Source organism: Methylomonas sp. 2F7 (assembly GCF_057126975.1).
Genome location: NZ_CP195203.1, coordinates 616,681 through 642,920, shown reverse-complemented (window position 1 = coordinate 642,920; position 26,240 = coordinate 616,681). Strand labels below are relative to the sequence as shown.

Below are 26,240 nucleotides of genomic sequence, written 5' to 3'. Positions count from 1 at the left end.
CGATGAAGCCTAGTTATCCAGTGTTATTAGCTGGCTTGCTGAGTGTCGCAACCGGCTGCAATTTACTGACCGAATACCAACGGCCAACGGTGGAAACCCCGGCGCAATGGCACGAACCCGCGCAAACCACCTCGGCAAGCGTCGATCCGCAATGGTGGCAAGCCTTTGCCAGCAACCAACTCAACCGCTTAATGCGCGAGGCTTTGGCCTATAACAACGATCTGGCTGCCGCTACGCAACGCGTCGCCCAAGCCCGCGCCCAAGCCAAAATCGCCGGCGCCGGGTTATGGCCGGCGGCTAGCTTGAGCGGCGATTTCCGCGACAATCGGAACACCAAAACCGACAGCCAACAAAGCAGCGGTCAAATCGACATTGCCTACGAAGTGGATTTATGGGGCGCCAACCGCGCCCGACGCGACGCCGGCACCGCGCTGATGCTCAGTCAAATCTTCGCCCGCGATGCTTTGAAATTGGTGGTGATGTCCGACGTCGGCCAGGCATATTTCAATCTGCTGGCAATCCAGGAACGTCGGCAAATCGCCAGCGATTTCCTGGACACCGTCAACGCGATTTTGACCATCATCGAAGCCCGGCAACGCGCCGGCGCGGCTTATGAACTGGAAGTGGCGCAACAGCGCACCGCGCAAGCCAACGCCCGCGCCAGCCTGGATTTATTGATGCAGCAGCAAACGCTGGCGGAAAACAGCCTGGCGATACTGCTCGGTCATCCGCCGCAAAATCTGGCCCTGGAACCCGCGCGTTTCGTGGACCTTGCCGTGCCCGACATTGCCGCCGAGCAACCGGCCACGCTACTGCAACGCCGGCCGGACATCGGTCAGGTGGAAATGCAATTGATCGCTGCCAACGCCGACATCGCCGTGGCGCGCGCCGCGTTTTACCCAAAATTGCAACTCAGCCTGGGCAGCGTGTTAGCCAACCCGCAACCGGCCGGCGTCGCCGCGACGCTGGCGGCCGGCCTGACCCAACCCCTGTTTCAAGGCGGGCGTTTGGAAGGTGCTTTGAGCAACGCGCTGGCCGCGAACGCGGAGTTGGTGGAAACCTATCGGAAAACCGTGCTGACGGCGTTCAAGGAAGTCGAAGACGCCGCAGCTATTTACAACAACTCCAGCCGTCGCCTCAGCGCCCTGGAAACCGCCGCCGCGCAAGCCCGGCTGGCTTACAACATCTCCCAGGAGCGCTACCGATTAGGTGCCATCGATTATCAAGCCTTGTTAAACACCCAGACCAGTTACCTCAGCACCGAAAACAGCCGGGTGCAGGCGAGACTGGATGTGTTGGTCGCCCAGGTGCAATTGTATAAAGCCTTGGGGGGTGGTTGGTCGTTGAGTGAGCAGAATACCGATTTGTCGGCTGTGGGGCCTGGGCCATGACTAAGGAATTGGCGCAATGTCCGTTGCTTATTGCGCCTTACGCCCTTGACTAAGTTACCAGAATTGAATTCGTATTTTTAGAAAGTCATAGAATAACCGATCAGTCTATTTCCAGAATCCATGACATGACCAAGAAAATTTGAAACACCATTTAGGTACCGCTGCATTTCGAAATCTAATTTTTTTAAATTTACACCTTTGTATGACTCAAAATACGAAAATCTTGCAAGCCTATTATCGACTATTTCACTATGTTTAATCGCGTTATTCAACGTCCGACATTCATTGGTATCAGCATAACCATCTAAGTCTTTAAATTTTATTCCTTTCAATTTGAACTTACGTTCAAAATCCTCCCATTTGAATATACTTAAATTATCCTCAATCGAAATTGTTGGGAAATAGTATTCGATACACGTTATAAAGTTAAACAGAAACTTTTCCAAGGCTGCGGACAGCCCAATTACGGTATATTGATCAACAAATCTTTTAATTCTAGTTATTTCTTGTTCACAAGCCAACAAAGAGTCTAGGGATCTTATATTCTGAACCTGAAACCATAACAAATCATCTTCATCAAGATTTGGTGGATACTCACCCCATTTTATTTTATGAATAGCCTCCTGCTCATCCAGTAGTACAGATCTACGATTTATATCTTTATAAATAATTTGATGAAACTGACAAAGGTCTTGCATATGCCAATATAGCTCACCTCCATATTTTGAGAGTGGTCCAATATCAATAGAAAAGGGTTCTGGCCCGCCATCCTCTCCAAGCGGGAACTGATTTATCCAACGAATTGGTTTGAATCTTAAATTGCTGTGAACCATTGAAAATCTCTTAATCAAAAATTTTTGAACATATGGGGCATAAGAAACTCTGGTCATGTTCAAACGCGATAATGTTCGCAAAACCCTGACGAAAATAACTCGATAAGGTGCGCTAAATCCTGGCGAAAATAGGATGCTGCCGTTGTGGGCACATCAATCACGACTGTTGCGCCTCGCATGGCTCGGCACAACCTATTTTGGACTGAGCACCTTTATTGTTTCGGGCATAATGACAAACAGGGCTTTCAATGCGATAGCCTGCGCCAAATAGGATGTGCCGACGCCAGGAGGCGCATCTGTCGAGTTACTCGATACCTTTAATGTCCGGCCTTTCATTCTTCCCCCAACTCTCTGCATACACTCCCTGTTTCACAAAACGGTGGAAACTTGAATATGGCCAATCGACTACGTTTTTCACATGGCCGTGTTTTACCGGATTCCAATGAATATAATCGACGTGGCGATTGTAATCTTCTTGGTCTTCAATTAGGTGCGCCCAAAATCGCCGCTGCCAAACACCACGCTCGCGGCGTTTTTGCCGACTTTTCGAAATTCGTTCTCCATGGTCAATTGACCTGGAAAACCGCCCTTTCAAGATATTCCATCTGACAGAGAAATCGCCGTCATCGGGTGGCAAGGTCCAAACACAATGCAAATGATCAGGCATGATAACGATGGCATCGATATGAAAAGGTTTGCGTTGCTTTACATACCGAAAGGCATTTCGCAATTCGTCAATCCTATCAATCAGCAGGTCATTGTTTTTCCGTTCGGCAAGATTGACGGTGAAAAACCACATGGCGTTGGGTATGTAAAATCGACGGTATTCGGTCATGGGGTCATGGTGACTCGATCGATGCGCCTCCTAACGTCGGCACATCCTATAGGGTGCCCCTTAAGAAGCAATAAACAAAACAAAACAACCCAGCCCATCAACCGCTCAACACCTGTCGCCAAGCGGCATGTTCCTGAATAGTGGCCAAAGCCGCTTCCAGCAAACTGGCGCCCGGCTGGGTACGATGCCAGGTGGAGGCGCCGGAGGGATGCGGCAGCGGGATGACGTCGGTGTCGTGGCCGTGAAAATTCAGGCGATGCAGGCCGCCGATGACGTCGCTGAGTTTGTCGACCGGCAACATTTGCTGTATTGCAAGCTTGCCGACCGGGATGATCAACTTAGGCTGTAACAGTGCTACCTCTGCTTGCAGCCAAGTTCCACATTGCTCGATTTCCTGCGGGTTGGGCACGCGGTCGCCGCCCTTGGGATTTTTGCCCGGAAAGCAGCGGCACACAGCCGCCATATACACCCGCTCCCGAAAACTGGCTTCGTCCAGCCCGATCTGGGCAAACCATTTGAACATCGTCTTGCCCGCCGTCCAGGCAAATGGCCTACCGAGTGCGCCTTCCTTGTCGCCGGGTGCCTGGCCAATCAGCAAAATCGGCGACAACACCGGTTTGCCGCTGACTACAGGGCGGATCATGGCCGGACATCGGGCGCAAGCCAGCAGGGCTTGACGGTGTTGTTGCAGCAAATGCTCTGGTTCGCTCATGATTGATGAAAATCAAAAAATTAAAAACATCCCTCACCCTAGCCCTCTCCTTTATGCCCTGCGGGTACGGAGGGAGAGGGGACTTTTAGATTTTCCGGTTCAAAGCGCCAGCTCGATACCGACCGGGCAATGATCGGAACCAGTCACTTCCGGAAGAATGAAGGCGTCCTTGATCTGGCTGGTCAAAGCCTCACTGGTTAAAACGTAATCGATCCGCCAACCGATGTTGTTGGCGCGAGCATTGGCGCGATAGCTCCACCAGCTGTAGGCCACGGTATCGGGGTGCAGATGGCGGAAACTGTCGATCAGCCCAGCTTCGACGAAGTTACTGAAGCCGTCGATCTCGACTTGGGTATAGCCGGCGGATTTGTTGTAATTGGCTTTGGGTCGAGCAATGTCGATGGCTTGGTGGGCGACGTTAAAATCGCCGCAAGCTATCAGCGGTTTTTGGCTTTGCAGCTTTTGCATGTAGGCCAAAAACTCTTTATCCCAGGTCTGCCGGTAATCCAGCCGCGCCAAGCCGTCGCCGGAATTGGGTACATAGACATTCAATAGATAAAACGTTTCGAATTCCGCGACGATTACCCGGCCTTCCTGGTCGTGTTCGGCAATGCCCATATCGTGCACCACTTGCAGCGGCGGTTGCCGGCTTAATATCGCCACACCGGAATAACCCTTGCGTTCCGCCGAGTTGGTGTACAGGTGATAGCCGTGTATATTTTCCAAAGCCTTGCTGACTTGCTCGTCTTGGGCTTTGGTTTCTTGCAACAACACGCAGTCGGCGTCGAGTTGGCTCAGCGTATCGGCAAAACCTTTATCTTGCACGGCGCGGATGCCGTTGACATTCCAGGAGATAATTTTCATGTGGGATTCCATTGGGATAGAGCGAATTAGCTCGGTATTTTACCGGCTTGCCAGCCGCAAAGGGGATAGATCGTGAACAATTGGCGCATGCGCAAAACCTGGTCGGCCGCTGACAGGGTGCCGGCCGAACACCGATTGCAGGCTAGTTTAAGCTGGCCGCACCTCATGGCGCTGGGCGTAGGGGCGGTTGTCGGCACCGGCATTTTAACTTTGATCGGCGTCGGTGCAGCGAAGGCAGGGCCGGCGGTGATCCTGGCGTTTGTGATTGCCGGGGCGATTTGCGCCTGTGCGGCCTTGGCTTATGCGGAAATGGCGACACTGATGCCGGCCGCCGGCGGAGCCTACACCTATGCCTATATTGTCATCGGCGAATGGGCGGCCTGGTTTGTGGGTTGGAGCCTGATTTTAGAATATTCGCTGGTGGTCAGCGCGGTAGCGGTCGGCTGGTCCGGTTACGCAGCACCGCTGCTGCAGGAAGGCTTGGGCGTGCCGATGCAGTGGATGCAAGGCCCGGAACTGGGTGGATTGATCAATCTGCCGGCGATTATTATCATCCTGGTCGTCACCACGCTACTGCTGGTCGGCACCAAAGAGAGCGCCAGCGTCAATGCCTTGTTGGTGGTGGTAAAGCTCACCGCTTTGCTGGTGTTTATTGCGGTGGTGCTGCCATTGTTGGACGTTACACATTTTCATCCCTTCATGCCGTTTGGCTTTGTTAAAACCCTGGGCGCTGATGGCGTGGAGCGCGGGGTAATGGCCTCGGCGGCCATCATCTTTTTTGCCTTCTACGGCTTCGATGCCATTGCCACTGCCGCAGAGGAAACTCGCAATCCTGATCGCGATTTGGCGCTAGGCATCGTCGGCTCTATGCTGATCTGCGTGCTGATTTATGTCGTCGTGGCGGTGGCGGCGCTGGGTGCTTTGGATTATCGGCGCTTCGCCGACAGCCCGGAGCCCTTAGCGCTGATCCTGCGCGAGTTGGACCGACCTAACGCGGCACGCTGGTTGGCGGCATCGGCGGTGATTGCTTTGCCGACCGTGGTGCTGGCGTTTTTCTACGGACAAAGCCGGATTTTCTTTGCGATGGCCCGCGACGGTTTGCTACCGCGCGCTCTGGCCAAGGTCTCGCGCCGCGGCATGCCGGTGCGCACCGTGTTATTTACCGCCGCCATCGTCAGCATTATCGCCGGTCTATTTCCCTTGGCCGAAATCGCCGCGCTGGCCAATGCCGGGACTTTGCTGGCGTTTATGACCGTGTCGCTGTGCATGCTGCTATTGCGGCGCAGGCAGCCGGGAATGGTTCGGAAATTTTCCGCGCCCATGGCCTGGGTCACCGGGCCGATTGCGATAATCGGCTGCCTGTATCTTTTTATCAGCCTGCCGAGTGCTACGCAGCTGTATTTTCTGATCTGGAATCTGCTGGGGATTGCGGTCTATTACTGGTATGGCTCGCGGCAAACCGCAAAGACGGGCTAATACCTGCCTTTGCTCTAGTTCAGTTATGGAGGGGACTTCTGAAAATTAAAAAACCTCCTTCTCCCTCCGGGAGAAGGTTGGGATGAGGGGAATAAAACCAATTATTTACATCCATCAGCCTAGCCCTCTCCCAGAGGGAGAGGGCTGTTTATAGTTTCCCCAGAGACATCACATCTTCAACTTACTGAATTGCGCTTCGAATTCTTCCAGCGACATCGCCCCGCTCTTACCCACACGCTGATGGCCAGCGTCGAAGAAATAAGTTCTGGGTAATTCGCCGTACCAGGCCGGGTCGATTTCGTAACGCAGCTTTTCCGGATTGTCCGAAGCAAACGCCCAGTTCTCCAGCCCGCCCAACTTGTGGCTATCAATAATCCGCTTAATCTCCGGCAAGGCTTCAGCATCGTCGGTGGCTAACATGACGATTTTTAAAGCCGGATGTTTCTCGTGCAGTTTACCTAGGATGTCCATGTCCTTTAGGCATGACGGACAATCCACCGACCAGATCGCCAGCATTAAAGGCTGATTGGGGCTTGCCGCCAAGATCTGTTGGTAACTGCCGGGGATGAAGGGTTTTATTTCGACCTGATCCGCCCAAACCGCGTTACTGCCAATTAGGTTTAAAGCTAGACCAACCAGAATGGTTCTTATGTTCATAGTATCCTTATTAAATAAGCTGCTATCGCAGGCCGATTGTAGACATCAAAATCAGCAAGCACCTTAACGCCAGTTAGGACGACATTCAAGCCTAAACGGAGGATGTGACGACAAAGTTGCTGTCGTCTAAATCCAATCCACGGAACATCGTTTTTTAACATAGTTTTATTTTTTTGTTTCTGCATGACTGACCCTTTATGACTAGGCACTTAATAATTTCACTACGCAAGCACCTCAATCTTTTATAAGCCGGTGTACGCATCAAATTGTTGAAAATATTGAACTATCCAGCATCTTTTAAAACTCTCGCTGGTTTAAAGGATATGGGTCCCAAGCATAGTGTCTTGGAATAACGAGGCGTATCACCCAAAAAAAACCAAAAAATCAGTCAAATAACACAGTTTATTAAAAATAAGCCGCAACTATTAATTATTTATCAATAAAATCAAAGCCATTTAATCTTGGCCCCAATCTTGCCGGAATTTCGGAATATCTTTTATCCGGAAAACCTGTTGGCTATCAGCATGATCAAGCTCTGAGAATCGCTAAAAGTGATTAGATCAGAAAGCTAAAAAACTTAGCAATAATCCAGAAATAATAATTACAACCGAGATTAAACGTGAAAAATCAATCCGAAACACTTGAGAAATCAGCACAACATAGATTGCCGATGCGTTCTTTACTGTCTACTGCTGTTCTGCTGGCCATTACCAGCAATTTAGCCATCGCTGAAACACAGAAGAAAAGTACTGGCGACGCGACGAAACATGCGGCAAAAAATGCAGAAGCTTCCAAGCCAACGGACCAGTCCATTGTTAGCGATAGCCAAACAGCATCAAAACTAGTGTCGTCGGAAACTCCTGCCGCGGGCAGTAACACCAAAGACGAGGTGATGGAAGAAATGGTTATCACCGGTGAAGTGGCGAAAGACTCGCATTTCACCTCGCCATCCACCCGCTTATCACGCGCCGAAATTGAACGGCAAAACGCCCAAACCACCGAGGAAGCCGTCAAGTACCAACCGAGCTTACAAATTCGTCAACGTTACATCGGCGACCCTAACGGCGTGTTGGGCATCCGTGGTGCCGATATGTTCTCTACGGCCAGAAACATGGTCTACGCCGACGGCTTGCCCCTGCACAATCAATTGCAAGCTTCTTTCAACGGGGCGCCGCGCTGGTCCATGGTGGGCCCAAACGAAATCGACGCGGTTGACGTGGTATACGGTCCTTTTTCCGCAGAATACAGCGGCAATTCCATCGGTGGCGTGGTAAATATCAAAACTCACATGCCGATGAAAGAAGAGTACTACGGAGAAACCAGCTACTTCGTGCAGCCTTGGGAGAACATTGGCGCCGATGGCGGCACCTTTGACGGCAATCGGCAATATTTCTCGTACGGCAACCGTCTGGATAAATGGTCGGCTCTGCTTTCCTATAATCGCTTGGAAGCGGAAAGCCAACCTATGAGTTACTTCATCGACAATACCGGTTTGCGTAATCCTACCGGTGTAACGACCGCAGTAAACGGCGCGGTACCGACACTGGACACCCGCGGCACGCCGAGTTATATCTACGGCGACACCGGCCCTGAATTGGTCAATACAGACCTGGTTAAGCTTAAAGTAGGCTACGACATCACCCCGGATTTGCAGGCGATATTTACCGGTGCATTCGAAGAACGTACCCGCAAATCAGAAAAACCGCGCAATTATTTGACCTCTGCAAACGGCAACGCCTACTACGGCGATAATACTACTGACAGCAACAACAGTACTCGTGATGCTGTATTCGCTGGCAGAGCGTTCAATGTTCAAAACAGCGGCTTTGGCCCTTCAGACGACGAAAGGCAAACCATGCAAATCGGTATGCAGCTTAAAGGGGCTATCACCGATACCTGGGACATCGACACCACGTTCAGTTATCTGGATGTCATAAAAGACGAACGCCGATCAGCGTTTTTCTCACCTGATGATCCCCGCAATCGAAACTCCGGCCAATTGCAGGTATTTGACGACTTCAATTGGAAGAACTACGACCTGAAACTAAGCACCCGGGAATTGTTCGGCTGGAAGCCATTAGAGTTCTTAGGTGGTTACCACTTCGATAACTACAACATGAATTTCAAGCAATTTGGTTATGACAGCTATTCGGCAAATCGAATTGGCGCTGAATCGTTAGATAGACGTAATCAAGGCGAAGTGACTACCAATGCGATGTTCGGTCAGTTCGCCTACCACTTTGCTCCCGACTGGGATTTGACCTTGGGCGCGCGTTACGAGTGGTGGTTGGCTTCCAGTGGTGTGGGTCGCGGCCGGGATTTGCCGGATCGCAGTGACGATGCAATTTCGCCGAAAGCATCTTTAGGCTTTGAACCAGCCAATTGGAAATTCCGCTACTCTTTCGGCCGTGCTTATCGTTTTCCGGTCATCGCGGAGATGTATCAAAACTCCGTGTCTCCAACAAGCGTAACGACCGCGAATGAAAACTTAAAAGCCGAGGACGGCTGGCATCACAACTTCATGATCGAATACGGATTGGACAACGGCTATGTGCGGGTCAATGTGTTCCGGGATGACATACGCAACACGATCCAGCAAGTCCGCCGCGCATCGGGCGTTTTTACAGAGAATGGGTTTCAAAACATTCCTGCTACCAGCACCACCGGCGTAGAATTGGTATACGACCAAGCTCGGGTGCTAGATTCTGACTTCGATTTGAATTTTAACGCCACGTGGATGAATGCCATCGTGGAAGATGGCGGGCCGGACCTCATCTTCACGGAAGCGAGTGGCTCACCCACCCGTTACAATCTGACCGGAAAAGAACGGATTCGACTACCCGAATGGCGCTTCAATGCCCTGGCTACTTATCACATCAGTGAGGCTTGGGACACATCAATGGCCGGCCGCTACACCAGCGACTCATACAACGATATCGACAACGGCGACCACGTTAACAACGTGTTCGGCTCTCAGGACGGCTTTTTCTTCCTGGACTTCAAAACCAGTTACCGCTTCAAATACGATTTGCTCGGTAAACCTGCGAAAAGTCGCATCTCATTCGGTATCAACAACCTGACGGACAAAACGGCTTATGTATTCCATCCTTATCCACAAAGAACGTTCTTTCTCGAGGGCGCAATAAGTTTCTAAGTTCTAAGAAATTTTTTGACCTAGCCCTTAAACATCGTCGCTCCCGCAAAGGCGGGAGTCCAGCGGCTATACTGGATTCCTTGAGCCGTCTAATGGCTCCCTCCTTCCCAGAAATGACGAATCCAAGAAATTTAAGAGCCGGGTTATTAATCGCCAAACCCGCGAGGCCATGGCGGTAGCACCAACCCACTCGAAATGCGCCCCAGCCTCTTTACAACCCATTTGATTTTTCGGATCCTATCCCCACAGCATCCGACCTAAAAAACACCCCATGCCATCAAACCATCGCATGCCCGCTAAAAGTTGCGCCCGCCGCCGTTTTCTAAAACTAGCGGCTGCCGGCTTGGCTTCCGCCAGCACACCGGCGTCTGCGCTATTTCGCTTAACCAACCAATGCCTCGATCCGACCGGGACGCCAGCATCAGCCCTGGAAACCGCCGCCTGGCAAGGTATTAATCCGGCAGACTGGTGGGATTGCCACACGCATATCGTCGGTTCCGGCGACAGCGGAAGCGGCATTACGCAAACGCCGGATATGCACGCGCCGCTAAAGCACCCGGTGCAAACCCTGCAACATTGGGCCTACGCCAACGCCGCCTGCATCCCCGACACCCACCAAGACGTCGCATTCGTCAAGCGTCTGCGCGCACTGATGGATACTACGCCCAAGGGCGCTAAGGCCATGCTGTATGCCTTCGACCGCGCTCACGGCGCCAGCGGCGACCCGGATCATGCCAATACCGCATTTTTTGTGCCCAATGAGTACGCCCAAAGTTTGGCGCAAGCCTATCCGGAGCGCTTCGAATGGGTGGCCAGCATCCATCCTTATCGCCAGGATTGCGTGACGGTATTGGAAAAAGCCGTGGCGAATGGCGCGCGTGCCGTCAAATGGCTGCCGCCGGCGATGGGCATAGACCCGGCTTCGCCGCAATGCGACCGGTTTTATAAAGCGGCTGCGCAATTAAACATCCCGATCATTACCCACGGCGGCGAAGAAAACGCGTTGCATGGTGCCGACCAACCTTTATTCGGCAATCCGCTACGTTTGCGGCGGGCTCTCGATGCTGGCGTCCGGGTTGTGATCGCCCATTGCGCGACGTTGGGCACGGATGTGGATGAAGACGGCCGGGAAGTCAGAAGCTTTGACTTGTTTGCCAAGCTGATGGCCGATAAACAGTGGCAAGATAGGCTATTTGGGGATATTTCCGCGATTACCTTGCGCAATCGTGACATGGAGGTCATTAAGACCTTGCTGACGGAAACGAGCTGGCATGGTCGATTGCTATATGGTTCAGACTACCCCCTGACCGGGATTTTGCCGTTGATTTCACCCGAAGCTTTTGCCAAAGCCGGCTTGCTGGCGGCAGACGCCATCGAACCGCTATTGGCCTTACAGGAATACCACCCCTTCCGCTTCGATTTTGTCTTGAAACGCAGTTTGGCCTGGCAAGGTAAGCGTTTTGCGGATGGCATCTTTGCGACTCGGCCGTTTTTTACGGGCCAACAACGTTAGAGTTAAAAAACTGCCGCTACGCCAAAGCGCGTGCTAGCATTGATAGCACCACCCCTTGGAGTTAGCTATGCCCAGCCTTGTTGTTAGAAATCTTGATGAAACGCTGGTTAAGGCTTTGAAAGCCAGAGCTGCCGCCCACCATCGTTCCACAGAAGCAGAACATCGCGCCATCCTGGCGGAGGTTTTGACCGGGCCGCAACGGAAATCTTTTACGGAAGCGCTAGCCGCCATGCCCAATGTCGGCTCGGATACTGACTTTCTGCGTGTTGATACCGAGAGCGATTTGGCTGATGTATTTGATTGACACGAATGTGATTAGCGAAATCCGCAAAGGCAGCAAGACAAATCCGGGCGTTAACCAGTTCTTTGCTGGCGTCGCCCAAAATGATCACAAGCTGTATATTTCTGTCGTCACCGTCGGTGAATTGCGGCGCGGCGTGGATCTGATTTATCACCGCGGCGATTTTAGCCAAGGCGAGTTACTCGAGAACTGGCTAAACCAGCTTATGAAGGAATATCGCCATCATGTCCTGCCTATCGACACCGAGATTGCGCTGGTTTGGGGGAAAATGCGCGTACCAAATCCTCAACACCCCTTGGATAAATTGATCGCTGCTACGGCGTTAATTTACGATCTTACCGTTGTCACCCGGCATGTTGGTGACTTTGCCGGCACAGGAATTCGGGTCCTCAATCAATTCACGGATTAAGCCGTCGCCCGCAGCAAATTGCCGTAAAACAAGGCTTTGCCGGTTTTGCTTTGCATCCAGAGCTGTTTTATTTCGATTTGGTTTTTAGCAAAGCATGGGGCGGCGTTGTTGGCCAAATCCGCCCATTCCACTTTCGGCGAGTAAGTATTCAGGATTAGAAACCCGCCGGGATTCATCAAGCGGCGCGCCGTTTCGATCAAATCGGCTAGCTGATTTTCCAGCTTCCATTTTTCGCCCTTGGCCCCCAAACCCCAGGCCGGCGGGTCCATGATGATGCCATCGTAATGGTTGCCGCGTTTCAATTCGCGCTTGGCAAATTTCAAGGCATCTTCCAACACCCATTTAATGTCGGTCAGCCCGCTACGCGCCATGTTGTCATTGGCCCAATCCAGCATTTGCTTGACCGAATCCACATGCACCACTTCCGCGCCTTTCGCTCTCGCCACCAGCGAGGCCGCACCGGTATAAGCAAACAGATTCAACATTTTTTGCCCTGGCTGCAAATGTTCAGCGATAAACTTCCAGTTAGCCTGCTGCTCCGGAAATAAGCCGACATGTTTAAATTTGGTGAGTTTCAAGCCAAACTGCAATTGCTCATAGGCAATTTGCCAGTGGTCCGGTGAATTCGGCTTCAGACTTTTCCAGCTACCTTGGGTGGATGATAGCTCTACAAACTCCCAATGCGCCCTGTCCTGCCATTCTAGCCATGACCAACCCGGCTTGGACTGCGCTTGAATCTCCGGACGGATGGTTATCACCTCGCCCCAGCGCTCCAGTTTTTTACCGTCACCGGCATCCAGTAACTCGTAATCGGGCCAGCTAACCGCGTATTCCCGATCTTCATTTCCAGAAATTGCCACGCTACTAGCGGGTTTGCTTGCAGATGATTGGCGGTGAAGTTGGTGCTTGGACATAGTGGTGGGCAGATGCAGAGGCTGGTTAAGCCGGCAATTTTATGCTCGAATGCGGCGGCACACCAACACTGACGGCGAACAGGCTAAGCAGAAACATCGTTTCGCCCGATTAACCTAATTGGACAGATAACATGGCTATGGCGCCCAGCGTAGTTTTGTCGGTTAAAAAACTCAGCTTATCGCCCTCGTCTTGCAAACCCAGGATATACAGCAAGGGCAGAAAATGCTCGTCGGTGGGAATAGCCAAAGCCGCATCTTTTAGCGCCTGGTAGTGAATTAAGGCCCGGTGATCGCCGGCGCGAATCAATTGTTTAACCCGTTCGGCAAACGTTACGGCCCAGTCATGGGCAGTATCCCGCCAAATCGCTGCCTGCAAGTTATGCACGATGTTGCCGCTGCCGACGATCAACACGCCTTCGTCCCTTAGCCAGCGTAACGCTTTGCCCAGTTGATAGTGTTCTTCCGGCGACTTATCGCTATCCAGACTGAGTTGTAAAACAGGAATGTCGGCATTCGGAAACATATGGCACAAAATCGACCAGCTGCCATGATCCAGACCCCACTCCTGATCCAGCTGAATAAATGGCATCTCGGCCTGAATCTTAGCCGCCAATGCGGGGCTGCCCGGCGCCGGATAGACAAAATCGAATAAGGCTTGCGGAAAGCCGTAAAAGTCGTGGATGGTCCTCGGTTGCGGCATCGCGGTAACCCAAGTGCCCTTGGTTTGCCAATGCGCGGAGACAGATAAAATGGCCTTGGGCCTGGGCAGGCTTTGTCCCAGCGCCGCCCAAGCTCGACTGAATTCGCTCTCTTCAATCGCATTCAACGGGCTGCCGTGACCGATGAATAAGGCCGGCATCCTTGGCAAGTTGCGGTTGTCAGGCTTGGCCGAATTCATCGTCTCTACTCCCATGAAAATCTTCTGTAAGCTACTAAGCGGCTGCGTTAAAGCGACCGGCCTGGTAATCGTCTATGGCTTGCTCAATCTGCTCGCGGGTATTCATCACAAACGGCCCGTGTTGCACGATAGGCTCGCGTAGCGGCGCGCCGGCCACCAATATCAAGCGGCTGTCTTGCTTGGCTTGCAAGATTACCCCATCTGCGGACGCATCGTTGTTCAGAACCGCCATGCGTTGCGCGGATACCGACCGCTCGGCCACAGCCGCTTCGCCGTGATATACATAGAAAAAAGCGTTATGGCCAACGGGCAGAGACTGGCTGAAACTAACGCCAGCCGGTACATGCACGTCCAGAAATAGCGGTTCGGTATCAGGCCGTTGAATTGCCCCCGCTGCGCCAAGGCTACTGCCGGCTATCACCCGCACCTTGACGCCGTCAGCCGTGACAAATTCCGGAATCTGCTCGCTTTGCACGTCTTTGTAACCCGCCGACTGCATCTTCTCGGCGGCAGGCAGATTGATCCACAACTGAAAGCCTTCCAGCAAGCCGTCTTTTTGCTCGGGCATTTCCGAATGGATAATCCCGCGCCCGGCGGTCATCCATTGAATGCCGCCGGTTTCCAACAAGCCTTGATGACCGGCATTGTCGCTATGCCGCATCCGCCCGGCAATCAAATAGGTCAAAGTCTCGAAACCCCGATGCGGATGGTTCGGAAAGCCGGCGATGTAATCGTTAGGTTTATCGCTGCCGAAGGCATCCAGCATCAAAAACGGATCGAGACGTTGCTGTAAAGCCTGACCCAACACCCTGGTCAATTTCACGCCGGCGCCGTCCGAAGTCGCGTGCCCGACCACGAGTTGTTCGATAGCGCGCGAATGTTGGACTACATCTGTTTTCACTGCTTCTGTGTTCATGACTAATCTCCCGAAATAAGCTTAACGATCAGGCTGCCAACACGGCGATCTGGGTAGCAGCGGTTTGCAGGGCCAATTGTTCGGCATCGCCGCCCATCGCCAAACCTTCCGCGTAAATAAAGGTGACATCGGTCATACCCAAAAATCCCAGGACGGTACGTAAATAAGCACTTTGGCTGTCGGTCTCGGTGCCGCTATGTTTGCCGCCGGCGGTTTGGATTACATAGACCTGTTTGTTTTTCAGCAAGCCTTCCACGCCGTTTTCGGTGTATTGAAACGTCACTCTGGCGCGGGCGATAGCGTCTATCCAGGCTTTCAATTGTGCCGGAATGCCGAAGTTATACATCGGCGCAGTCAACACCACGATGTCGGCTTGTTGAATTTCAGCAATTAAGGCGTCGTCCAGCGCTACCCGTTGTGCTTGCGCAGGGCTGCGTTGCTCGACGGGCGTACTCAATGCGATCAAAGCCGCTTCATCCAGCAACGGATGCGGGGTTTTCGCCAAGTCGCGCACGACCAATTGTGCAGCCGGCGCTTGCTGCCGTAAGCCGGCAACCAAGCTATCGGCCAAGCGGCTGGAATAGGCATTTTCGGCGCGGATGCTGGAGTTGATTTGTAGAATGTTCATTTAAGTCTCCCAAAGGTGTTGAAGTTGGGTTGACTATACGCCTGGATAATATTGGGCAGAAGACCGGAAAATGGATAACATTGTTCCACTGGAGGAACAATAATGCAGATAGAACCTAACGACCTGTGGCTATTCGCCAAAATTGCCGACGCCGGCAGTTTTTCTAAAGCCGGCGAATTGCTGGGTTTACCAAAATCAACCCTGTCGCGGCGCATCAGCAATCTGGAAAAACAGCTGGGCGAACGTCTGCTGCAACGCACCACCCGGCAACTGAATCTAACCGAATTTGGCTTGCGCTTGCTGCAACATGGCCGGCAAGTGGGCGAAGAAATCGAAGCGGCGATGGCCTTGGCGCAACACCGGCAAATCCAGCCCAGCGGTGTGCTGCGCATCTCGATGCCCAACGACTTTGCCAATCTATTCTTGGCGCCGCTGCTGGCCGAATTCAGCGATACTTACCCGGCGATTGCCTTGGAGATCGATTTATCCGCGCGGCGAGTGGATTTACTCAGCGAGAGTTTTGATTTGGCGATTCGGATGGGCGATCTGCCTGACGACGCCACCTTGACGGCCAAGCGCCTGAACCTGCAAACCTGGGGCTTGTATGCGTCACAAGCCTATTTGCATAAACGCGGCACACCTAAGCAACCTGAAGAATTATTAACACACGATGCCCTCAGCCTGCTGGCCGGTAATCGGGAAGCCCCGGTCTGGCAACTGAGTAAAGGCGACCAACAATGGCTGGGTATGCCGCCGGTACGCGTCAAAGCCAACTCGCCGGAATTATTGGTCAAACTGGCAATCCAGGATCAAGGCATCGTCGCCGCGCCGGACTCATACGCCAGCACTTACCTACCTAATCAAGAGTTAGTGCGCGTGCTGCCGGAATGGTGCTTGCCGCAAACCACGGCTTGGCTGGTGTTCCCCGGCCGACGTTTGATGCCGACCAAAACCCGGGCATTTATCGATTTTTTGGAAACGCATTTAAATGCCTTTGCATGACACGGTATCGGCAACTGGGTAAACGGCAAAGCCGCCTGGCAACATAGCTTATTTGTTTGACTGAAATTACCCGTGTCTATAGAATCCGCGTGGCCTAACGCATGGTTAGGAAGCCTGTCATTTCAACAATTCAAGGAAAATTCATGTTTAGATTTTTGGCTATTTCACGCGGCATCGCTCTGTTAGGCGGAATGATGGCGATTGGCTCCGCGCAGGCGACCGTGGTTGCTGGCTCGGACTTCATCAAGACCGCAACGACTCATTACGTTATTAACTCAGCGGAAAGCTTTGCTACCTACATCCCCTCTTTTATCGTAATCGGCGCAGACGGCTCAGAGCCAAGTGAGAACTTTGGACCGTTCAGCATAGCCGGATCATTTGACGTCGAACGCTATCAAAGTACGGCGAACCCTTCTGCAACGCCGGCAAGCGGTGGAATTGCCGACAAGCTATTGTTTACCAACGCCAACGTCACGCTGAACGGCGCAATCCATAGCTTCGATTTCCCAAGTTTCTTTAGTCTTATGACTAGCGGCACAGCCTTTCATTCGGAGTCGGCATCTTCCGGCTGTCCTGTGCCACTAGGCCTTATCGCGTCCTGTGTGACAATGCCCACCCCCAACCCATCGTCTTGGTACGGAACCCTGAGCGATGAATCCGTGAGCATGGACGGCTTCGCGGCAGTAGATAACATAAAAGCGGGTTACTCGTATCACATACAGGCTTCCGTGGTCCCGTTGCCGGGAGCCGTCTGGCTGTTTGCTTCAGCCCTAGGAATGGCCGGCATCACGCAAAGAAAACAGCGAGTCATTAAATAGTTCGCAAGGCATCGGATCTGCCTATGGCTTTGCATCTTGCTGGATTGATGCAAAGCCATGCGTTTGCCAAATCCTAACAGGCGTGTTTCCAGCTAATGTCCCGCCGCAGCCAAGCGGGGTATGAAGACGGCATCCTGCTCAAGCAATCGAGATTCCAGAGCAAAACCTTGTAACTCCACTTGGATATTCCGATCCGGTGCCGCTTGCAGGAAATCGCTTAGCGTTTCCAGAATGTCGTGATCGATAAACAAGGCTTTGCCACCATCAACGATCAATTCACTATCATCGGCGATACTGCCCAGATAATTACGAAGCAAGGCTTTATTTAAAAAAGACACGTCCTTGTGCAGCCTCAGCAAATAGTTGGGCCCATGCTGGGTTAAGGTGATAGCCGCATGGAAATTGGCCCGTAATACGAAAAAAATACCGCACACCATACCTATCGCGATACCTTCCAACAAGTCGGTAAATAAAATCGCGAACACGGTGATCGCAAACGGCACAAATTGATTCAGACCTTTTTGGTAAAACTCCACAAACATGGCCGGCTTCGCCAGCTTGTAACCGGTTTGCAGCAAAATCGCCGCCAGACAGGCTAATGGGATCATGTTCAGAAAATGCGCGAAAAACAATACGCTGATCAATAACAGCACCCCATGGAAAAAACTGGATACCCGGGTTTGACCGCCGGCATTGATGTTGGCCGAGCTGCGCACAATCACTGCCGTGATCGGCAAGCCGCCCATCAAACCACTGAGCAGGTTGCCCAGGCCCTGGGCTTTCAATTCGCGATTGGTCGGCGAAACGCGTTTATGCGGGTCGAGCTTGTCCACCGCTTCGACGCTTAGCAGGGTCTCCAGGCTGGCGATGATGGCCAGAGTCAGCGCGATGCTATAAATCTTGGGATTGCCGAGATAGCTGAAATCCGGCAAGCGCAACTGGTTAACAAAATTACCGGTGGAACCCAGTTCCGGCAAAGATACCAGATACTTGACGCCGATAGACCATTCCGGCGCAGCCGCCAAGGCCCAGGCATTGAAAGATACCCCCCAAATCACCGCCAATAGCGGCCCCGGAATCATCCGTAAGGCATTAAATTGTTTGATGAAAGCGCTTTCCCAAAAAATTAGAATCAACAAGGCCACGCAAGCCACCAGGGTCGCGCCGGGCGAAATACCGTGCAAGGATTGCGTAAACTCGATGAAACTGGAGCCGGCGGTATCCGGCATATAACTCTCATCCGCCGCGTAGCCTTCATCGTAACCGGTAGCATGCGGGGTTTGCTTGATGATCAGGATCATGCCGATAGCCGCCAACATACCTTTGATCACCGCGGTAGGGAAAAACGCCGCAATCGCCCCAGCCCGAACGAAACCGAACAGGATTTGGAAAATCCCGGCAAACATCAGGCTCAACAAAAAAGCCTTGTAATTGCCCAAGGTTTCGATGGCGTTGAAGACGATGACCGTCAGGCCCGCCGCGGGGCCGGAGACGCTGAGCTGCGACCCGCTACACCACGACACGACGATACCACCGATCATGCCGGCGATAACCCCGGCGAATAAAGGTGCGCCGGACGCCAACGCCACCCCGAGACACAAGGGCAAGGCCACCAGAAACACCACGATGCTGGCCGAAAAATCCTGACGAAAATATTTCAGGTAATCATTAAACTGCATTTTCATAGACGGTCTCCGTGCGGGCAACTGGGAGCCTTAATGGGCGTATTGGTAGATGTTGTGAATCGGCGACGTGGCGTCGATGTGTATCAATTCATTCAGCAAACCATCGTGCAAACCGTATACCCAGCCGCGCAAACTGACTTTTTGGCCGGACATCCAGGCCGATTGCACGATAGAGGTGTGGGCCAGACGTTGCACTTGTTCAATGACATTCCATTCGATCAATTTGTTGAGTTTGCGTTCGGGCTGCAAATTGTCCAGTTCGTCTTGGTGCAAACGATACACTTCCTTAATGTGCGTCAACCACTTGTTGGCGATAACCAGATCACCGCGCTGCTGCCGCAAGGCCGCTTCTACGCCACCGCAGCCATAATGGCCGCAGACAATCACATGCTTAACCTTTAAAGCGTTAATCGCATATTGCAACACGCTTAAACCGTTGAAATCGGTGGTGATGACTTGATTGGCGATATTCCGATGCACGAATATTTCGCCGGGTTGGGCGTGGACTATGGTATCGACCGGCACACGGCTGTCGGAGCAGCCTATCCATAAAAATTCCGGATGTTGCTCCTTGGCCATATTGACGAAGTAATCCGGTTGTTTACCGGTCATGGCTTCTGACCAGGCTTTGTTTTCCAGTAGTAATTTGTTGGGAGTCTGCATAAACCCCTCCTCTTGTGTCGTTGCAATGTAAACGATGCGATTCTTAGGTGTCGCACTTGAGCAACCGATGTATTGGAAGATATTGTCGGCGCCGGACAAATAATATCGAATCGAAATTTTTATGCAAGCAATAAAGTTTCGAATCGCTATTTATCGGCGCCAGTAGGGATTAAAGCAAGAGCTGCCGCGCACTATTTACGACAGTGCAAACAGTGCGCGAAAGACAGTCAGGATGACTTGGGGATGTGATGAATTTAAAACTGTCTGTTTTACCAGGGCAGCGCCGAGCCGTCGTACTTAACAAAGCTGCCGCTATCGGCCAGACTGAAATTGGCTATCACCTTACGCATGCCGGATACGCTTTCCTCAACATCGATCAAGCCGTTCGGTCCGCCCATATCGGTTCTGACCCAGCCCGGATGCAGAATCAATACGCCAATAGACGAAGGCCGCAAATCGATGGACAGGCTTTTCAATGCCGCATTCAATCCGGCCTTGCTGGAGCGGTACAGGATGCTGCCGCCGCTGGTATTGTCGGTCATGCTGCCCATCAAACTGCTCAAGGCCACAATCAAGCGTTTTTCGCTGCGTTGCACCTGCGGCAGGAAAGCTTCGGCCAATTTGACTGGCGCCATCACGTTGACCGCCAGCACGTTCGCCCAGGTTTGGTAGTCAAGTTGCCCAAAACCGCGACCGGCTTGATCGCCGTAAACGCCGGCATTGTTCAGCAACACATCGATTTTGCAGTCGGATAGTTTGCTTGCCAGTGCATCGATTTGATTGAAATCCGCTACATCCAGCGTCTCGATTTGAATGTGCGGATATTGTTGGGCAAGCGCGGCCAATTGCTCGGCCTTGCCCGGGTTGCGGCAGGCCGCAATGACTTTATAACCGGCGGCCGCATATTGCCGGCAAAATTCCAAACCCAAGCCGCGATTGGCACCGGTGATTAAAACAGTTTGCATCGTTACATCTCCAAACGAGTGATTGAAAGAATTAGGGAAGCTTATGCGGTTTGCTGAGGTGTTTACCGCAATCTTGATCAGAAATTGCCGATTGAACTATTCGTATTTAGCCATGCCTCACCGACACAGTTTTAGCATGACATTCCGGGAGGCTACTATGCAAATGCAGTCAGTGAAATCCAACACTATCGAAGTGATCGGCTACGACGAACAAACCCACAAAATGCGGGTGTGTTTCAAAGATAAGCAAGCCCAAGATTTTTGCCACGTTCCTGAACACCTGTTCGCCGCGTTTCTGAACGCGCGCTCCAAAAATCGGTTTTATAAGCGTCACCTACAGAACTTTTTTCCCTGCTAAAAAACTCACCTTGAAGCGGCGGCAGTTATTACCCCAGTCGCAATTGCCGATAAAGCCGAATCATGCTCTCTGCGATAGCTTGATCGGAGCAATACAACACGCCGCAATGATTCATATAAGTCGAGCCATCCGGATTTAACACCAGCGGTTTGCCGTGTATATCGCTGACCGGGACGCCGGCTTCCTGGAACAAACAGGCGGTGGCGGCGTAGTCCCAAACGCTGCCGCCGCCCTTATCCGGCTTGGGAAATTTGAAATAACACGCCGGAGCCTGCGTCAGCGCTTGGCAGGCATTCAAGGCCGCGCCGCCTTGCAGACGCAGCTTGGCGCCGGCATAGCCCAACTCAACGGCGATGCGTTCCAGTTCGGGCTGCGTAGCATGATACAACGGGTCCTGAGCAAAGCTTTTGTCGGTAATAAAAGTCAAGATTTGCGCTGGGGTTGCCAGCTTAAAAGCTTGTTGGTTTTGCCAAGCGCCTTGATCTTTAATCGCCCAATAAAGCGTGTGGGTTAAGGGATCGTAAACCACACCGATCGATGCTTGTCCGGCGCGCGACACCAAGGCAATGGACACCGAGTAACCCGGCACACCTTCGATAAACGGCAAGGTGCCATCCAAAGGATCGATGCACCAGAAATAATCCTTTTGTAGCCGCGCACCGTCGTCGGGACTTTCTTCCGACAACAGGGCTAAATCGTATCGCGCGCAAGTCGGCCGCAAAGTTTGCAAAATGATGTCCTGACTTCGATGATCGACTTCCGTCACGACCTGAGCCGCCAGACTGGTGCCGCCGTCTTTGGTATTGACCGCGACTGCGCGTTGCGCATGCCTGGCAATCAATGCTCCGGCCTGCATCGCCGCAGAAATAGCGGATTGGCCAAGTAAATGCAGATCGTCCGTTGACAAGCGCATCGGTTCTCCTTGTAGTTTTATAATTGCGCGATGACTTGCCGCGCCAGCCGCTCGCTATAGCTGTTGGGGGACCAATAGCCGGGGTTCCAGCCTTTTAAGAAGCGGTGAAAATCGGTCCAAGCCAGCGGATACAAGGCCCGCCAATCTTGCTCCACGGCATCGGCATCTACGGGTTTCTGTTTGCGCCGCAACGCTTGTTGCAAGGCTTGAAAATAAATATCCAGCAATTCACTCTCCCGGCGCTGGCACTCGTCCTGCCCTAAGCAGCTATCTATGAAATACGCGACATCCTTGATCCCGCATCCGCCGCCAACATACTGAAAATCCACCGCAGCGACCCGGCTGCCGTCCGCCGAAAAACAGAAATTAGCCAATTTGGCATCGCCGTGCACGAAGGTTTGATAAGGGGTATCACGCAGCTTTTGATCTATCGCCGACGCGGCATTTTTCAAAGCAATATCCTGCAAGGCTTCCAATTCGTTGGGCCGGGTTTGCAGATGCCAATAGGTGCCGGTGGGCCACAAACCCTTGGGCTTTTCGCCGATAAACGTGGCATGAAAATTTGCCAGCCATGCGAGGCAAGTACGTATTTCCTGTTCGCCGGCCCTAGAACGGCGTTGTGGAAATCCCACCGGGTGCAGGTCTTCCAAGACCATCACGATATCCTCGCCAAAGGTCTCGAATGCCAAATAAGCCGGCACACGGCAATCGGCGTCGCAATGCTTCGCCCAAGTTTGATACCAGGCTGTCTCAATCTGATAAGAGCGTACTTTGCGTCGATGCGACAAATCTTCATTGGAACCGGGCGTTTGCAGACTTTGTGCCGACAGTTTTACGTGTTTGACTATCACGCTAGCGCTGTCGCAACCGGTTAAACCGTAGCGAAAAATATAACCATAGCCGCTCCATAGGCTTTGAATAGTCTCAAGTTGAAATGCATCATTAGCGCCGGAGGCCTTAAGCACGAGGTCGTGTATGGTATTTTGCATAGGGATGGTAAGTGCCTAAAGAATCGCTATTTTCCGGGAATACGCCAAACGAAAGCCAGGCTTACGTGTCGGATTGCGGTATCGTTGGTATAGTTCATACCGTCGCATCGCCAACACATTAAACATCACCGCCATGATACCGACCATGAATTTTGCATCCGATAATTGGGCTGGCGCGCACCCGGCCATTTCCCAACGCCTGTTGGCCGCTTCGGCGGGGTTTTCGGCACCCTATGGCGCCAGCGCTCTAGATCGCCAAATCGAGCGACAGTTTAACGAGCTATTCGAACGGGAAGTCGCGGTCTATTTCGTCAGCACCGGCACGGCCGCCAACTCGCTGGCACTGGCCGCCGTCAACCGACCGGGCGGCGTATCGTTTTGTCACCGCGAAGCGCATATGTTGGAAGACGAATGCGGCGCTCCGGAGTTTTTTACCCATGGCGCGAGGCTGGCGCCGGTGGACGGCAACCATGGCAAAATCGCCCCCGACAATCTAAAAGCGGAAATCGAACGTTTCCCGCCCAATTTTGTGCATGCCGGCCAACCCATGGCCATTTCCATCACCCAAGCGACCGAAATCGGTACGCTTTACCAGCCCGAGGAGATTTCCGCTATTTCGGAGATTGCCCAAACTTACGGCTTACCGCTGCATATGGACGGCGCGCGTTTTGCCAATGCACTGGTCTCGCTAGAGTTAACGCCTGCGGAAATGAGCTGGAAGCTGGGTGTAGACATCGTCTCTTTCGGCGCTACCAAAAACGGCTGTTGGTGTGCGGAAGCGTTGGTGTTTATGAATCCGGCGCAGGCTAAAGATTTGCCGTTTATCCGCAAGCGCGCTGCTCAGCTGATGTCTAAAAGCCGGTTTATCGCCTGTCAGTTCGAGGCTTATTTAGAAGAGGGGCTTTGGCTGGAGCTGGCGCGCCACGCCAACGCGATGGCGGCACGCTTGCAACACGGTATTATTAACTCGAAACACGCCCGACTGGCCTGGCGCGCGGAAGCCAATGAAGTGTTTGCTGTATTAGATCAAGGGCATGCGGAACGTTTGCAACAACAAGGCGCGGTGTTTTATCCCTGGAATCCACCACGGGCGACCCCTGGTCTAGTAGATGACCAGGAAGTGTTGGTACGCTTGGTCACCAGTTTTGCGACGGAAGCGGAGCAAGTCGATGCCTTTGTCGCGCTTTTGAGTTGAAGGGGACCGATTTGCGCGGCTATCGTCCTAGACTCAACACCATGATCCGCCTGTTGACAATGCCGCCGCCTGGTAGGCCATGAGCTCGTCACCCACCGCAAACGTTTTGAAACGCCGCAGTTCATGGCCTACAACAGTCGCTGTTGCGCTCCTGGGAATTGCGCTGCTTTGCCTGGCCGTCTGGTGGCAACGCGCGGTTTTACTAGAGCTAATACTGCAACAGGCCCTGAAACACACCGTACTTAGCTCACCTTCGCTGTCGGGACTGTCGTTTGACTATAAGCAAGCCAAGCTGGCTGAAATCAGCTTCGGCTTGGCAACGCCGGCTGGCGACTTAACAGTCGCGATGCACGAGGTCGCCACTGATTACGATCTGGAAAAGCGCGTACTCTACAGCGTCAGCATCCGCCACGCCGTGCTGAAATTTAACTATCACCCTGCCGACCCACCCGCAACGAACGCTACGGAAAACGCCCCCATCAGTTTACCGCTGGACCGATTGAGCATCGCGAAACTGGAAATTGACGTCGACACACCCTGGGGCCTGAGCAGCTTCGCCGGTCAAGCTGAGATTAAGCGCAGTGCGGCCGATGCCATCGACGCAAAACTTCAGGATGCTCGACAATCGCTTCATCTGAAAATCGATCCGGGTTTTAGCGCAGCCAAACTCAGCGTTGATAGGCTACCAAGTGGCAATATATTAAAACTGGAAGCTCAACAACTGGATCGCCCCGCCAAGCAAATCAGTCTGCATGCCGGCGCACTTGGACTTATCGAGTGGTTTGGCAGCAGCTTACTGATACCGCAAACTTTGCGGGCAAAAACCCAGACCTATGATGTATCGAAGTTAAGCCCTTTGCTAAGTGCTGCGCAGCTAAGCGTAAACGCCAAAACAACGGACAACTTCGCCAGTCTGCAGGCTGAAGCCATGCTGAAACGCAATAAGCAGCCTTTAGTTGCTGTCGATATAGCGATGACAAACAAGCAGACTATCGATGCGATCGGCCGCCTGGACATGCCCGCCAGCGAGGCATTCGATTTAATCAAACCCTGGTTACCGGCCATGGCGGCTAGCGGGACAGTTACCGGCGGCGCAGTGCTGGGAAACCTGCAACTGCAAAAGCCGAGCAATCAAGATGCTTCCGGGACGGCACAATTGACTATTACCGATTTGGCCATGGCAGCCGGTCCGGCAAAAATCGAGAACGCTAAGGTCGAACTGAACATTCCGGAGTTGGCGACTCGGGCCGTGGACTTGTCTGCCGAAGTGCCGACGCTGGGATTGGGTAAAGATTTGATAGCGCGCAACCTTAATGTCAAAGCCCGCTATCTCGATCAGGCGCTGACCCTAAATCAGGCCAGCCTGGCACTATTTGGCGGCACGATGGAATTGATGCCGGACACGATACGCTTGGAGCAAACGCCGATTCTGTTGACCTTACGACTCCACGATGTCGATCTGTCGCAGCTTTTAATGAGCCTGCATTACCCGAATATTTCCGGGACCGGCGCGATAGCCGGCGAACTGCCGTTGCAGCTATCGACGGGGGCCATAGACGTGCAAGACGGCAGCCTCAACGGCACGCAACCGGGTGTGTTACGCTATGTCGGACCGGCCGATAGTCAGAACATCGCCTTTAAGGCTCTTAAAAACTTGGTTTATCGGAGTCTGCAAGCCAAGGTAAATTATCGCCCGAACGGCGACTATCATCTGGGCTTACGCCTGGAAGGCAGTAACCCGGAAGTATTATCCGGCCATCCGCTGGCCTTTAACTTGAATATCAGCGGTCAACTGCCCGAGTTGTTGCAAAAAGGGATTTTAGCCGGCGATTTGGAACGAACCATTTTGGAACAAGCCATCGCCAAACCGGCTAATCTGGAAAAATCGCCGAACACCCCAACAGGGGATCAATTACCCAAACCGCCGCCGGCGGACCGGAGGAGTCAATGAACTGGAAAGCTGCAAGTAGCGCGGCCATGTTGTGCGGCAGCATCTACCTGACGGGGTGTTCGCCCTCGGTCAGGCTGGAAGCGCCGGACAAACCGATTGAAATTAATATGAATGTAAAGATCGAACACGAAATCCGTTTGAAAGTGGAAAAAGACGTCGACGAATTGCTTTCCAGCCAGAAAGGCTTGTTTTAAAGGAGC

Annotated in this window: 26 protein-coding genes; 12 read left to right on the top strand and 14 right to left on the bottom strand. The window is 52.6% G+C overall.

Features of this window, described 5'->3' with window-relative positions:
- Positions 1 to 2 precede the first annotated feature (2 nt).
- Entirely contained in the window at positions 3 to 1,391 is a 1,389-nt protein-coding gene (locus tag ACR64Q_RS03080; protein ID WP_197026980.1) for an efflux transporter outer membrane subunit, read from the top strand.
- A gap of 77 nt (positions 1,392 to 1,468) precedes the next feature.
- On the opposite strand, the gene ACR64Q_RS03075 is transcribed toward ACR64Q_RS03080, so the two are convergent.
- The 4 genes from ACR64Q_RS03075 to ACR64Q_RS03060 all read right to left on the bottom strand — a co-directional run bounded on the left by ACR64Q_RS03075 (position 1,469) and on the right by ACR64Q_RS03060 (position 4,635).
- On the bottom strand, positions 1,469 to 2,281 hold the full coding sequence (locus ACR64Q_RS03075) for a hypothetical protein (RefSeq protein WP_155931148.1): 813 nt from the start codon (positions 2,279 to 2,281) through the stop codon (positions 1,469 to 1,471).
- 247 nt (positions 2,282 to 2,528) lie between these two features.
- Complete coding sequence (locus tag ACR64Q_RS03070) at positions 2,529 to 3,059, bottom strand: REP-associated tyrosine transposase (RefSeq protein WP_026603512.1); 531 nt, start codon at positions 3,057 to 3,059, stop codon at positions 2,529 to 2,531.
- 97 nt (positions 3,060 to 3,156) lie between these two features.
- A complete protein-coding gene (locus tag ACR64Q_RS03065; RefSeq protein ID WP_036277908.1) occupies positions 3,157 to 3,702 on the bottom strand; it encodes a uracil-DNA glycosylase family protein in 546 nt (181 codons plus the stop codon).
- 168 nt (positions 3,703 to 3,870) lie between these two features.
- A complete protein-coding gene (locus tag ACR64Q_RS03060; RefSeq protein ID WP_026603510.1) occupies positions 3,871 to 4,635 on the bottom strand; it encodes an exodeoxyribonuclease III in 765 nt (254 codons plus the stop codon).
- Positions 4,636 to 4,707: 72 nt separating this feature from the next.
- Between ACR64Q_RS03060 and ACR64Q_RS03055 the strand changes: the two genes are divergently transcribed.
- Positions 4,708 to 6,111: an amino acid permease gene (locus ACR64Q_RS03055; RefSeq protein WP_313733551.1), complete on the top strand. Its 1,404-nt coding sequence runs from the start codon at positions 4,708 to 4,710 to the stop codon at positions 6,109 to 6,111.
- Between the two features lie 168 nt (positions 6,112 to 6,279).
- On the opposite strand, the gene ACR64Q_RS03050 is transcribed toward ACR64Q_RS03055, so the two are convergent.
- Entirely contained in the window at positions 6,280 to 6,768 is a 489-nt protein-coding gene (locus ACR64Q_RS03050; RefSeq protein ID WP_020483141.1) for a TlpA family protein disulfide reductase, read from the bottom strand.
- A gap of 619 nt (positions 6,769 to 7,387) precedes the next feature.
- On the opposite strand from ACR64Q_RS03050, the gene ACR64Q_RS03045 reads away from it, so the two are divergent.
- The 4 genes from ACR64Q_RS03045 (at position 7,388) to ACR64Q_RS03030 (ending at position 12,145) form a co-directional block, all read left to right on the top strand.
- Positions 7,388 to 9,922, top strand: a complete 2,535-nt coding sequence (locus ACR64Q_RS03045) for a TonB-dependent receptor (RefSeq protein ID WP_231499643.1) — start codon at positions 7,388 to 7,390, stop codon at positions 9,920 to 9,922.
- Between the two features lie 289 nt (positions 9,923 to 10,211).
- Positions 10,212 to 11,435: an amidohydrolase family protein gene (locus ACR64Q_RS03040; protein WP_313733550.1), complete on the top strand. Its 1,224-nt coding sequence runs from the start codon at positions 10,212 to 10,214 to the stop codon at positions 11,433 to 11,435.
- A 67-nt stretch (positions 11,436 to 11,502) separates the two neighbouring features.
- Positions 11,503 to 11,739, top strand: a complete 237-nt coding sequence (locus ACR64Q_RS03035) for a FitA-like ribbon-helix-helix domain-containing protein (RefSeq protein ID WP_026603505.1) — start codon at positions 11,503 to 11,505, stop codon at positions 11,737 to 11,739.
- A 7-nt stretch (positions 11,740 to 11,746) separates the two neighbouring features.
- Positions 11,747 to 12,145 carry a type II toxin-antitoxin system VapC family toxin gene (locus ACR64Q_RS03030; RefSeq protein ID WP_313733549.1) on the top strand — a complete coding sequence of 133 codons (399 nt, stop codon included), beginning with the start codon at positions 11,747 to 11,749 and terminating at the stop codon, positions 12,143 to 12,145.
- On the opposite strand, the gene ACR64Q_RS03025 is transcribed toward ACR64Q_RS03030, so the two are convergent.
- The 4 genes from ACR64Q_RS03025 to ACR64Q_RS03010 form a co-directional block, all read right to left on the bottom strand.
- A complete protein-coding gene (locus ACR64Q_RS03025; RefSeq protein WP_231499642.1) occupies positions 12,142 to 13,005 on the bottom strand; it encodes a class I SAM-dependent methyltransferase in 864 nt (287 codons plus the stop codon). The two genes, ACR64Q_RS03030 and ACR64Q_RS03025, sit on opposite strands and share 4 nt — an antisense overlap.
- Positions 13,006 to 13,168: 163 nt before the next feature.
- Positions 13,169 to 13,957 carry a 4,5-DOPA-extradiol-dioxygenase gene (gene ygiD / locus ACR64Q_RS03020; protein WP_026603502.1) on the bottom strand — a complete coding sequence of 263 codons (789 nt, stop codon included), beginning with the start codon at positions 13,955 to 13,957 and terminating at the stop codon, positions 13,169 to 13,171.
- A 34-nt stretch (positions 13,958 to 13,991) separates the two neighbouring features.
- Positions 13,992 to 14,873: a pirin family protein gene (locus ACR64Q_RS03015; protein WP_313733547.1), complete on the bottom strand. Its 882-nt coding sequence runs from the start codon at positions 14,871 to 14,873 to the stop codon at positions 13,992 to 13,994.
- A gap of 28 nt (positions 14,874 to 14,901) precedes the next feature.
- Positions 14,902 to 15,501 carry an FMN-dependent NADH-azoreductase gene (locus ACR64Q_RS03010; RefSeq protein WP_026603500.1) on the bottom strand — a complete coding sequence of 200 codons (600 nt, stop codon included), beginning with the start codon at positions 15,499 to 15,501 and terminating at the stop codon, positions 14,902 to 14,904.
- Positions 15,502 to 15,603: 102 nt separating this feature from the next.
- Here ACR64Q_RS03010 and ACR64Q_RS03005 point away from each other — a divergent pair, with 102 nt between their 5' ends.
- Both ACR64Q_RS03005 and ACR64Q_RS03000 read left to right on the top strand, forming a co-directional pair.
- Positions 15,604 to 16,503 (top strand): LysR family transcriptional regulator, encoded by a 900-nt coding sequence (locus ACR64Q_RS03005; RefSeq protein ID WP_026603499.1) that lies wholly within the window; start codon positions 15,604 to 15,606, stop codon positions 16,501 to 16,503.
- 143 nt (positions 16,504 to 16,646) lie between these two features.
- Positions 16,647 to 17,321: a hypothetical protein gene (locus ACR64Q_RS03000; protein WP_026603498.1), complete on the top strand. Its 675-nt coding sequence runs from the start codon at positions 16,647 to 16,649 to the stop codon at positions 17,319 to 17,321.
- 92 nt (positions 17,322 to 17,413) lie between these two features.
- Here ACR64Q_RS03000 and ACR64Q_RS02995 read toward each other — a convergent pair whose 3' ends face one another.
- The 3 genes from ACR64Q_RS02995 to ACR64Q_RS02985 all read right to left on the bottom strand — a co-directional run bounded on the left by ACR64Q_RS02995 (position 17,414) and on the right by ACR64Q_RS02985 (position 20,634).
- Positions 17,414 to 19,006, bottom strand: coding sequence for a SulP family inorganic anion transporter (locus tag ACR64Q_RS02995; RefSeq protein ID WP_020483152.1), 1,593 nt, complete (start codon positions 19,004 to 19,006; stop codon positions 17,414 to 17,416).
- 30 nt (positions 19,007 to 19,036) lie between these two features.
- Positions 19,037 to 19,669, bottom strand: coding sequence for a carbonic anhydrase (locus ACR64Q_RS02990; RefSeq protein ID WP_313733546.1), 633 nt, complete (start codon positions 19,667 to 19,669; stop codon positions 19,037 to 19,039).
- 269 nt (positions 19,670 to 19,938) lie between these two features.
- Positions 19,939 to 20,634, bottom strand: coding sequence for an SDR family oxidoreductase (locus ACR64Q_RS02985; protein WP_313733545.1), 696 nt, complete (start codon positions 20,632 to 20,634; stop codon positions 19,939 to 19,941).
- A 157-nt stretch (positions 20,635 to 20,791) separates the two neighbouring features.
- On the opposite strand from ACR64Q_RS02985, the gene ACR64Q_RS02980 reads away from it, so the two are divergent.
- Entirely contained in the window at positions 20,792 to 20,992 is a 201-nt protein-coding gene (locus ACR64Q_RS02980; protein ID WP_020483155.1) for a KTSC domain-containing protein, read from the top strand.
- 28 nt (positions 20,993 to 21,020) lie between these two features.
- Here the strand turns inward: ACR64Q_RS02980 and ACR64Q_RS02975 are convergent, their stop codons facing one another.
- Together ACR64Q_RS02975 and ACR64Q_RS02970 are read right to left on the bottom strand one after the other, a co-directional pair.
- Entirely contained in the window at positions 21,021 to 21,905 is an 885-nt protein-coding gene (locus ACR64Q_RS02975; RefSeq protein WP_026603495.1) for a 3'(2'),5'-bisphosphate nucleotidase CysQ family protein, read from the bottom strand.
- A 17-nt stretch (positions 21,906 to 21,922) separates the two neighbouring features.
- Positions 21,923 to 22,894 (bottom strand): phosphotransferase, encoded by a 972-nt coding sequence (locus ACR64Q_RS02970; RefSeq protein ID WP_026603494.1) that lies wholly within the window; start codon positions 22,892 to 22,894, stop codon positions 21,923 to 21,925.
- 145 nt (positions 22,895 to 23,039) lie between these two features.
- Here ACR64Q_RS02970 and ACR64Q_RS02965 point away from each other — a divergent pair, with 145 nt between their 5' ends.
- From ACR64Q_RS02965 to ACR64Q_RS02955, 3 genes are all read left to right on the top strand, one after another.
- Positions 23,040 to 24,089 (top strand): threonine aldolase family protein, encoded by a 1,050-nt coding sequence (locus ACR64Q_RS02965; protein ID WP_313733544.1) that lies wholly within the window; start codon positions 23,040 to 23,042, stop codon positions 24,087 to 24,089.
- Between the two features lie 79 nt (positions 24,090 to 24,168).
- On the top strand, positions 24,169 to 26,040 hold the full coding sequence (locus ACR64Q_RS02960) for an intermembrane phospholipid transport protein YdbH family protein (protein WP_313733543.1): 1,872 nt from the start codon (positions 24,169 to 24,171) through the stop codon (positions 26,038 to 26,040).
- Positions 26,037 to 26,234 carry a YnbE family lipoprotein gene (locus ACR64Q_RS02955; protein ID WP_026603491.1) on the top strand — a complete coding sequence of 66 codons (198 nt, stop codon included), beginning with the start codon at positions 26,037 to 26,039 and terminating at the stop codon, positions 26,232 to 26,234. Before ACR64Q_RS02960 ends, ACR64Q_RS02955 begins: the two co-directional genes overlap by 4 nt.
- The last annotated feature ends 6 nt before the right edge of the window (positions 26,235 to 26,240 follow it).